Genomic DNA, 10240 nt, shown 5'->3' with positions numbered 1-10240 from the left:
CTGCTTGCCCCACTTGGTTTTCATAAAGTTTACTTCTTTGGCAAAGCGGGCAATCTTCTCCGGTGAATCTTCGGCCCCGCGGCTGATGGACTCGTAGTGGTAAAGCTCGGCATAGGGGGTCCAGAGATTGCGATAACCCGCCTCGCGCACTTTCAGGCAGAAGTCCACATCGTTAAAGGCAACGTGCAAGTTCTCTTCATCCAGCCCGGCGACCTCATTATAAATATCTTTACGAATAAGCAGGCAGGCGGCCGTTACGGCAGAGAGGGCTTGGGGCAGCAACAAGCGGCTGAAATAACCTGGATGGTGGCGAGGATAATGTTTATGGGAATGCCCGCCCACGCCGCCAATGCCGAGGATCACACCACCATGTTGCAGGGTATTGTTGCTGTAATAGAGCTTGGCCCCCACACAGCCGATCTCCGGTCGCAGGCAGTGACTCACCATCTCAGTCAACCAGTCCGGATTGATCACCTCGACATCATTGTTGACCAGACCGACGATTGACCCCTTGGCATGGCGGGCGCCAAAGTTGTTGATGGCCGAGTAGTTGAAGGGGTGATCATAGCGCAATACCTTGACCCGGCTGTCTTCTCGCTGGATATGGGCAAAGAAGTCGAGGGTCTCCTGCTCGACGCTACCGTTATCGAGAATAAGGATCTCGAAGTGGGTATAGGTGCTCCTATCGATGATGCTGCGCACCGCGGTTTCAGTCAGGGAGCGGCGATCCCGGGTGGGGATCAGCAGGCTGACCAGAGGGGCCGATTCGGGGATGGGGTAACGCACCCGATAGGTGTTGGGCACCAGGCCCGCTTCCACAGTGACACCGGGTTTCTGGCCAGCGAAATAGTCGCGCAGCGCCTTGATGCCCGCATCCGTGGTGTAACTCTTCTCACCGGAAGCCAGGGCCGTGGAGCCCTCGATGGTGCGCCAGTGGTAGAGCACGCGGGGGATATGGACTATCTGCGTGGCCGTCACATGGGGCAGGCAGCGCAGCAGCAGATCCTGATCCTGGCTGCCTTCGACGCCAAGGCGGAACCCGCCTATTTGTTGCAGCAGCGAGCGGCGATAAACCCCGAGGTGGGAGACATAGTTTTGTGAGAAGAACAGATCCGGGTTCCAGTCGCTCTTGAAGTGGGGGTCAAAGCGTTCGCCGCGACCATTGAGCTTGTCTTCGTCACTATAGAGGATCTGGGTTTGGGGCTGCTCACAGATGGCCTGTGCCATAAACAGCAGGGCATGTTCCGGCAGGGCATCATCATGATCCAGCAGGGCTACGAAATCACCCTTGGCAATCTCCAGGGCGCTGTTGGAGGCCGCCGAGATATGACCATTTTGCTCACGATAGACAACCCTGATCCGGCTGTCTTTGGCCTCATATTCGCGCAGTACCCGCTGCACATGGGCCTTTGGCGAGCGGTCATCCGCAATACAGAGCTCCCAGTGGGGATAGCTCTGTGCCAAGACGGAATCCAGGCAGGCCCGCAGGTAGATTTCAGCCGGGTTATAGACTGGCATCACCACAGAGATAAGGGGCGGCGTTTTCATGCCAGAGAGCATGGCATCCACTTCCACAGGAGCGGGCAGTGAAGCCGCTTCTACCGTTTCTATCCACTCTTCATAATCGACAGAGGGCAAGGAGAAACTGAAGGTCTCGTTATAGAGTGCCTGCAACTGTGTCATTGAGATGCCATGGCGATCGGCAGAGATGGATGCCTTGATCTTATCCAACGGCATATCCCGATAGCTTTGATGCTCTTTTTGAATACGAGCCAGTAGCGCGGATTCAATGTGGTGTTCATTGACAGCAGTAATCTCAAATTGCGTGATTGAGAATGCAGATGCCTGCTCCAGTGGGTCGAAGCGCAAGGCGACGAGAGGGGATTCCAGATAAAACAAACGGCTGGAGGCCATGGCTCTTTTATATGGCAAGGTGACCGTTTCAAGCTCGTTAAACCCCTTACCGGTATCCAGGTACAGTTTGGCCAGCCCCTGCTTGGCTGGGCAATTCAGGGTCAGATTAAACTGGTACCAGCCTTGTCCTATGCCAGAGAGTTGTCCTAAATCAACGATGAAGAAAGGATCCTCTCCCTCTGACAACCATCCTTGGGGATGATCAATATCGGTTGAAAGTTGGTTCAGTCCCAGATAGGGCAGGGCAATCGCAGTGGCTCTCTGATTCACTGCTGGTGCAACGCCCCAGGATGCACATGGTTTTCTGCCAAGCAATCGACCATAGCGCTTGAAATGCTCTTTGGGAGAGAGCCCTGTCTGGTTGACATCCCAATAGGTGTGCAGATACCACTGCTCATCAAACTGTGCCAACAACTCTTCTAGGTTATTGTTAACCATCATTTTTTTATTTTCCCTTGTTGGCCGGCAGACAATGACGCTGTTCGGCCTTCCCGTGCATGATGTAATGAAGTAACGGATTGATGGCTCCCTGGGCCACATCCGGGTAGGTTTGCATATACCAGCGGGTATCGAACTGCTCGCTGGGGCTATAGCCTTTATCCGCCCCTACTTTGATAAAGTGCTCGATGGCTGGCAATCCCGCATCGGCAACTTCTGGATAGCGGTGCAGATACCAGAGTTCGTCAAAGAGCCCGGAGGCGGCAATACGCTCTGCGGCGCTCATAGAGGCTGTTGTCCCAGCAGGGCTTTCTTTGAACGTGCGGCCAAGGGCGCGCACAGGGGCGGTCAGTTTCCAGGAGACAGTCTTCTTCAGCTTCTGCGCCCGTTCCTTTGCTTGCTCGACTTGCTGCTCTTTTTGTTGCAACTGACGGGTCAACTGTTCCATATGCCGCGTCATGAGTGCCAGCTCAGCGAAGCGCTCGGCAATATTGGCCTCCAGCCCCTTGTTCTGTTTGGCAAGTTCACTCACTTGCCCCTCTAGCGCAGCCTGTTGCCGGGCCGCCTGCTGCTGGCTGGCCGCCAGTTGTTGCTGCAGGTCTGCCTGGATCTGTGCCTGCTTGGCCCGCTCTGCTTGCCAGGATTGTTCGCGAGCCAGAAGGGTATCGTGCATCTGCTGCTTTTCTGCTGTTAGCGAGGCCAGCTCGGCTTGAGTTTGCTGATGCTGCGCTTGCATGGTCTGCACCTGCTGCTGCGCGGCCGCCAGTGTAGTCGCGAGCTGCTGGCGTGCTGTTTCCTGGCCATGGATGGTCTGGGTGTGCTCGGCAATCTGCTGAGTCTGCTCTTCGAGTAGGCGGGTCAGGGTGGCGGTTTCGCCAAAGCGATCGCTCACCTGCTGCTGCGAAGCGGCGAGTTCAGCGGCGAGCTGCTGATGCAAGGCTTCTTGGGTATTGAGGGTGCGGATGTGCTCGGCGATATGCTGAGCCTGTTCTTCAAGTCGCTGAGTCAATACGGCGGTTTCGCCAAAACGCTCGCTCAGGGCCTGATGGAGTTCGCCAATCTGCTGCTGCTGGTCATTGAGCTCGGTGTTAAGGCGCAACCCTTGTTGCTGCCAAGCGTGTTGGGCGGCATCGTGCTGCTCTCGCTGGCTGGCCAGGTCGCGAGAGAGTGCGTCGCAGTGGCTCTGAAGCTGTTGGTGCTCCTCGATAAATGTGGCTTGCTGTTGTTGCAGCGTCTGCTGCTCGCGCTGCCCCATTTCGATCTGCTCGTGCAACTGGATCTGTGTCTGACGCAGGGTATCGCGTTCATGGCTAAGGGCGTCATGCTGGGTTTCCAGTAAGCCATAGGCATGTTGCAGTTGGCTCTTGGTCTCACGTTGCTCGCTGAGTTCTTGCAGCAGGGCATTGGCCCGTTCTTGCAATAGCTTGACAGTGTCATTTTGTTCGGCCAACGAACGTGCTTGCGCATGCTGAGTGCGCAAGGATTGCTCCAGTTGGTGCTGCATGTCGGCAAGCTGGCGCGAACCTTCCGTGAGCGCCAGGTTGCTCTTGCCAAGCGCCAGGGTCAGTTGTGCGGTGAGCTGTGTTTCTTCATTGAGTTGCAGCGCCTGATCATTGAGTTGCTGCTGCAATTGGCTATGGGCCTGCTTATGAGCGGTGGCGTGTTCATGTTGCTGCTCCAGCTGATGCTGAAGTGATTGCTGAACACCATAATCCTGCGCCTGCTGGGCGAGCAGCGATTGCTTTTCTTGGGTGAGCAGGGTGAGCTGGGCAGTGGTTTGCTCGAGTTGCTGTGTGGCTTGCGACAGCGCACTCTCCAGACTCTGTTTGGCGGCCAATACCTCCTCGCGCTGCTGCTCGCACGAGGCAAGATGTGCTTGGGTATTTGTCGCCTGCTGCTGCAGTAGGGCGAGTTCGGATGTCAATCCAAGGGCGTGTTGTCGCTGTGCGGTCAGTTCGGCCTCTTGTGCCTTGCTCTCTTCAAGTCTGCTCTCAAGTGCCGTCAGTTGATGATGTTGGGCGGTGATACGCTCGGCAAGGCGACCCCTTTCCAGCGCCTGCTGCTCATGCAGTTGCTGCTGCTCCATCTGCAGGTTGTCTCGCTGAGCGGCCAGCTGTTGCTTGAGTTGGCTGTTTTCCCAGCTATCGCCACAGGCTTTGCCCAGACGAGAGAAAATATCTTGTACCTGCTTGGTGGTACGGGCATTGGTGGAAATGTCATACAGGCTCTTCATCTCTGGCGCCTGCTCACTGCCCACCCCAATCACGCCAAGACCATGGCCATGAGCAAACTCAAAATGGGGATATTGTTGTTTGAGTTCATCCAGCAGTTGGAATACGCCAAAACCACGCTCTCTCACATTGGTGTCGTGCATGATGACAACAGCCCTGTCAGAGAGCTTGGGCAGCCAGCTTTCAAAGTCATGACGTACTGCGTCGAGGGTATGCAGACCATCGATATGAAGCAGATCGATGCTGCTTTCAGGGAAATGTGCCAGCGCCTGATCGAAGGTGCTGCGGATCAGGGTGGAGAAACTGGAATAGTGCTGCTGATTATATTCAGAGACTTGCCGATAGACTTCTTCACCATACACCCCTGCATGCTCATCCCCCCCCCAGGTATCAACCGCAAAGCAGAGTGTTTCCAGATCCAGTTTTGTCACTGCTTGGCAAAACGAAAAATAGGAACTGCCGTAATGAGTACCCAGTTCCACAATCTTGCGAGGACGCAAGGTTTCCACCAACCAGAAAGCAAAGGGGATATGTTCTAACCAAGCGGATTGAGCAATATAGGTTGGACGCCAAAAAAGGGAGCGTTTGAAAATCAAATCCAGCTCGGTAGTGGGTTGCACGATTGATTTTTGTTTGCGGTTGGCCACTGAACGGCTGTTTTGTTGACGGTCCATGGGGGAGACTCTCTTGGGTGTTTGAACAATGAATAAATAGAAGTGGTCAGTATCATGACCACTGTCTAGATTGATTAGCTCAGGTTCATAGCCCGGGCTGAAAAATAAGTTGATTGGCTATATGGCCGCTTCTGGTTAGTCCTGGTGCTCACGCAAGGTTGCGAGCCCCATTACGATCAACCCATAGAAGAGGATAAGCAGCACCCCAACCGTGGCCAGGTTGTAGAGGCGACGAGGATATTCCGCATCTTCGGCCAGAGTCGGCTGGCTGATGACCAGCAGGTGCTTCAATTTGCGGTATGCCTCGATTCTTGCTTGCTCCAGGCTGATGAGGCCCGTCTTGTAGAGATCCGCTGCCAGCGTTGCTTGCGTTTGTACATCCAGATAGCCGGCGGTGATCTCGTTCATGGCATCTTTATCAAGGCCAGTGAGCTTGGCACGCTCCTGTTCCAGTTGTTTGGTCAAGGCATCGACTCGGCTTTGCACCGAGATGACTGCGGGGGCTGCGTCTTTCATGTAACTGCGCAGTTGTTTGAGTTCTGCTTGTTGGCGTACCAGCTCGCCCTCGATCTGGCTGACGACTCCCAAGCGGGCGCTACTGGTTGATTCCGGGCTGATGAGCTGATGGCTGTTTTGAAAGGCCAGTACCTTGGCTTTCTCATCCTGTAGTCGTTGATAGGATCGATTGACTTCTTGCTCGACAAAAGCCAGCTGATCCAGTGCAACCTGATGTCCGAGTTTGTTGATGAAGAGCTCGGACTCCTTAAGCATCAGGCCCACCACTTGCTGGCCATACTCGGGGTCAAACGCCTGTAATTCGATGGTGAGGACGCCCGACAGATCGTCCAGGCGCAGCGTCAGATGCTTGCGGTAATATTCGACAAAGTCTTCCCGGCTGACATCACTTGGCAGGCGTGAGAAATAGTCGGCCTTGTCGCTTTGATAATGGGACTTGAGGCCAAGTTCCTTATCCAGTTTGGTTAGCAGGTCCCAGGATTTCAGATATTCCTGGATCAACAGCACATCCTGATGATTGCTGCCGCCAATCCCCAACATCGACAGGGCATCGGGCAGCATCTTGATCTGGTCCGCTTGTTTAATCATCAGCTCAGCCCGGCTCACGTAACGATCCGAGGCGATGACACCCAAATAGAGTGCGGCGATGGCAAAACAGGCCAGCACCCAGAGAAAACTGCCAAGCTTGAGGCTCTGTTGCCAGGAGCGGTGGGCAATCTGAAAGCCGCTGGAATCAATAAAGAAACGCTTGGGCTCATTGCTGAGTTTGCGCAGTTTACGCACAAGGCGCGATGATTTTTCTGGTCTGATAGGTTGAGTCATTGTGGATGCAGCTTGTTATAGATCCTGATAAATGCGGATGGCGTCGTCGATATTGTCGAAGATTTCCAATGTGCTGTTGCGTAGCAAAATACCCATGTCACACTGTTGACGCAGGTTCTTCATATCGTGCGACACCATGATAAGGCTGGCGGTTTCGCGCTTCTGATTAAAAGTGTCGATGCACTTTTGTTTAAAGCGGGCATCCCCCACCGAGGTTATTTCATCAGTAAGATAGATATCAAAGTCGAAGGCCATGCTGACGGCAAAGGAAAATTTTGATTTCATCCCGCTGGAGTAAGTCTTGATGGGTAACTCGAAATGCTGACCTATTTCGGAGAATTCCTTGACCCACTCCTCCACCGCCTGGGTGTCACGCACTCCGTGTATTCGACAAACAAAGCGGGTGTTCTCCCGCCCAGTCATGCTGCCTTGAAATCCACCACCGAGGGCCAATGGCCAGGAGACGCGACATAGGCGAGTGACCTTGCCCTGATTGGGTGTATCCATTCCTCCCAGCAGGCGTAACAGAGTGGATTTACCTGCCCCGTTGATGCCCAGAATACCGATGTTGCGATCCCGTGGTAGTTCGATGCTGACGTCGCGCAACACATAGTTGCGGCCAAATTTGGTGGGGTAGTACTTGGATACATTGTCAAGAATGATCATCTTGTTTCACTTTAGCTGGCGATCAGTCGGCGATGGCTCAGGCGATAGCAGCTCATGGCAAAGGTCAGCAACAGTAGGGTCGCGCTGGAGAAATAAGCCCAGCTGACTTCGGGACTGCTATACCCCGCGATCCAGCCACTTCGTATCAGCTCAAGTGCATGTACCAGCGGGTTCCATAAAAACCAGTGCTGGTATTGCACCGGTATGGCCGCCAGCGGATACATTACGCAAGAGATAAACATCAGTGGCATCATCAACAGGTCGAGAAATTTGCTCGCCTCTTGAAATAACTTCCCTATCACACAAAAGACAATACCAAGGGAAAACGAGAACACCATGAGCAGCAAATAGCCGAGTATGACTTGCAAAGGATCCGCCGGGATTGCATCAAAGCCAAACCAGAGCAACCCCAGCACCAAAATAATGCCTACCATCATGCCAACCATAACCTCTAGCATGAAACGGGCAACAAAGGTGGCAAAGGGTGTGACCTGGCGGTAGCAAAATAGCCCCATATTGGCGCTGACGGCAGATTTAAGCTGACTCACTACCTTGTTGAAAAACATGAAAGGCAGGTAGCCTGCAGTAATAAAAACCTGTACAGGTACACCACCGAAACCGCTCTGGCTACGCATCCCGAAAATCAGGCTAAATGCGCTGATCATCAGTAGAGGATCGAGCAGGGCCCAAGCATAGCCAAGGCGGTAACTGCCAAAGCGGGTCTTCAGCTCGCGGATCAGCAGGCCAAAGGTCACATCGCGCAGCACCTGCAAGGGTGTTCGAGGTGTTTGATTGAGAATGGGTTTATGCATTGAGTCGTTTTACCCTATAACAGGCTCGCTATGAGGCGAGCCTGTTTTTTCGGGGGAGGGGTTAGTTACCCAGCACCACATCAGCCGCCACGGCGATTTGATAGATGATCTGGGTGATGTCTTTGACTGACTGCATGGTCTTGCTGTCAACCTTGGGCAAGACCAGGATCTGATCTCCCGCCTGAACACTGCCCTGGCCTTTAAACTCCACCAGCCCATTTGCATGGACAACGGCGATACGCTTGTCATTCGCACGCTCGGTAAACCCACCCGCCCAGGCGACATAGTCGTCGAGATCGGCATTGGCGTTGTAGACCACTGCTTGTGGCATCAGTACTTCACCACCCACCTGGATAAGATCGGTCTTGTTCGGGATAACGATCTGATCGCCCTGCTCCAACTGAATGTTGGCAATGATGCCTTTATCTGCCACCACGACTTTGCCAAGAGGCTGGATCCTGCGGGCTTTTTCCACAAACTGCATGACCAGTTCGGCTTCTTTGGCGCGAATAGCGGCTTCCCCATCCGAGCTGGCTGGCGCGGTGAATACGCTGCGTTCCAATCGGTTGAGTGATTCATCCAACATCTCTTTTTGCCTGGCCGCCACGCTCTTTCGCATCAGGTAGATGGATTGGTAATCGGCCAGTTTGGGATCGATGGGAATGTGATTGAGTAGATCGTGCAGCTTGGTCTCTTTGCGGACGGTGAAATAAGAGGGCCCCATGTAGCTGCCAGTGACCTGCACATCGTAGACCTGGGCATGCATATCATCGTTAAACAAGACTTTGTCCCCATCCTTGAGCTGGACACTGGCAAAATCTTTGTACGGAAGATAGATAGAGAAGGGGCCGTTGGGACGATCACCTATGACCCCGACGTGGCTCACCTTGGCAAGGGGAAGAGCATAGTCGATGAGCTCAGAGCCTTGCGTATTGCGCTTCTTCAATTCAAAGCGGAACGGGTTTCGCACCTTGCCCGCCACATTGATCATCGGTCCCTGCGGCTCCACCAAGATCACATCCTGATCTTTCAGCGAAAGCTTGGGCATCCGGCCTTGCTGCATGAACTCGTACAGATCGATCTGCTGAATGACTTGGTTTTGGCGCAAGATCTTGATCTGACGGTAACTACCACGATCTGAGTCGATCCCCCCCGCTCGTTTGAGGAAATAGAGCACACTGTCAGAGGATTGTCCGGCATATTGGCCCGGACGGATCACCGGACCAGTGACGAATACGCTGACGGGGGTCGTCGTCAGCAGATTGACGTAAATATTGACATTGTTGGTGAAGACGTCCCCTATCTTGCTGGTGACCAAGTTATTGATTTGGCTGGCGGGCACGTTTTTGACGTTGATCGGACCTACATCGGGAATAAAGATGTTGCCCTGATTATCGACGGTCACGACGTTGGAGAAGTTGACTGCACCCCAGATCCAGATATTGAGCTTATCCCCGGGGGCTATCAGGTAATTGTCATTCAGGCCATCGCTGCGTTCGGTTTCATACCCTCCGGCAAATAGGTTGGCGCCGTAGGGCGGGGGCAATCCCGCCTCTGACTGCGGCAGCAATTTGCGCACATCAGACTCACCAGGCAGTAGCATTCCCTGCCGATTTTGTTGCGTAAAACTGCCGGTAGTGGAGTTGGTGTTAGCTTGACCGCTCAATGCTGACTGACCACCGAGTTGGGGTCGATCGCCGCTACCCGAAAGGCTATAGCCAAATGACTGACCATTGGGTTGAGCCTGATCCTGTGTGGTGGCAGCAATGGATGCGCAGGAGGCACTGACGAGAAACAGGATGGTACTCAGGTGACGAATGTTCGTTATCTTCAAAACGTATACCTTCAGGTTATTGATCAGCAAGGAGGTTGCTGACGGATGCCTGTTCCAATTGAGGTATCAAATACCATTGTTCTGCGATCTTGCATGCAACACTTCTTTGAGAGTGGATTTGATCACTGTTGAACAACAGCTCAATGCACTCACTTCCCAAGGCTGACACATAACGCTGGCCCAAGGTGAAGGTGGTGCTGTTTGTGCTGAGGGCTGCTCCTTGCGGCAGGGTATTGAGAGCCTGTTGCAGATTGGCAGGCATGGCCTGCAGTTCAGTGGAGGTAGCAGGGTTGACGAGGGGGCGGGATGCTTCGACTTTCTTTGGCTCATATG

At 53.8% G+C, this 10240-nt stretch carries 7 protein-coding genes; all 7 read right to left on the bottom strand.

Annotated features, from left to right (window positions below; genetic code table 11):
• Positions 1–2355 (bottom strand): glycosyltransferase family 2 protein (locus LG30_RS0113950; RefSeq protein WP_202963160.1); only part of this gene is annotated, 2355 nt, incomplete at its 3' end.
• 4 nt (positions 2356–2359) lie between these two features.
• Positions 2360–5257, bottom strand: coding sequence for a class I SAM-dependent methyltransferase (locus LG30_RS0113945; RefSeq protein ID WP_033131304.1), 2898 nt, complete (start codon positions 5255–5257; stop codon positions 2360–2362).
• Positions 5258–5392: 135 nt separating this feature from the next.
• A complete protein-coding gene (locus LG30_RS0113940; RefSeq protein WP_033131303.1) occupies positions 5393–6595 on the bottom strand; it encodes a sugar transporter in 1203 nt (400 codons plus the stop codon).
• A gap of 15 nt (positions 6596–6610) precedes the next feature.
• Positions 6611–7261: an ABC transporter ATP-binding protein gene (locus tag LG30_RS0113935; protein WP_033131302.1), complete on the bottom strand. Its 651-nt coding sequence runs from the start codon at positions 7259–7261 to the stop codon at positions 6611–6613.
• 11 nt (positions 7262–7272) lie between these two features.
• Complete coding sequence (locus tag LG30_RS0113930) at positions 7273–8073, bottom strand: ABC transporter permease (RefSeq protein ID WP_033131301.1); 801 nt, start codon at positions 8071–8073, stop codon at positions 7273–7275.
• Positions 8074–8134: 61 nt separating this feature from the next.
• Positions 8135–9937, bottom strand: a complete 1803-nt coding sequence (locus tag LG30_RS0113925; protein ID WP_238566434.1) for a polysaccharide biosynthesis/export family protein — start codon at positions 9935–9937, stop codon at positions 8135–8137.
• The coding region (locus LG30_RS0113920) for a hypothetical protein (RefSeq protein WP_033131300.1) at positions 9924–10240 on the bottom strand (317 nt) is incomplete at its 5' end. The genes LG30_RS0113920 and LG30_RS0113925, both read right to left, overlap by 14 nt.

The organism is Aeromonas aquatica, from assembly GCF_000764655.1.
Classification (GTDB): domain Bacteria; phylum Pseudomonadota; class Gammaproteobacteria; order Enterobacterales; family Aeromonadaceae; genus Aeromonas; species Aeromonas aquatica.
This window is presented reverse-complemented; position numbering and strand designations above follow the sequence as displayed.

Bases quoted from the DNA above. Each gene is read 5' to 3' on its own strand.
- LG30_RS0113940 (WP_033131303.1), bottom strand. From the start codon at position 6,595: ATGACTCAACCTATCAGACCAGAAAAATCATCGCGCCTTGTGCGTAAA.
- LG30_RS0113935 (WP_033131302.1), bottom strand. From the start codon at position 7,261: ATGATCATTCTTGACAATGTATCCAAGTACTACCCCACCAAATTTGGC.
- LG30_RS0113945 (WP_033131304.1), bottom strand. From the start codon at position 5,257: ATGGACCGTCAACAAAACAGCCGTTCAGTGGCCAACCGCAAACAAAAA.
- LG30_RS0113930 (WP_033131301.1), bottom strand. From the start codon at position 8,073: ATGCATAAACCCATTCTCAATCAAACACCTCGAACACCCTTGCAGGTG.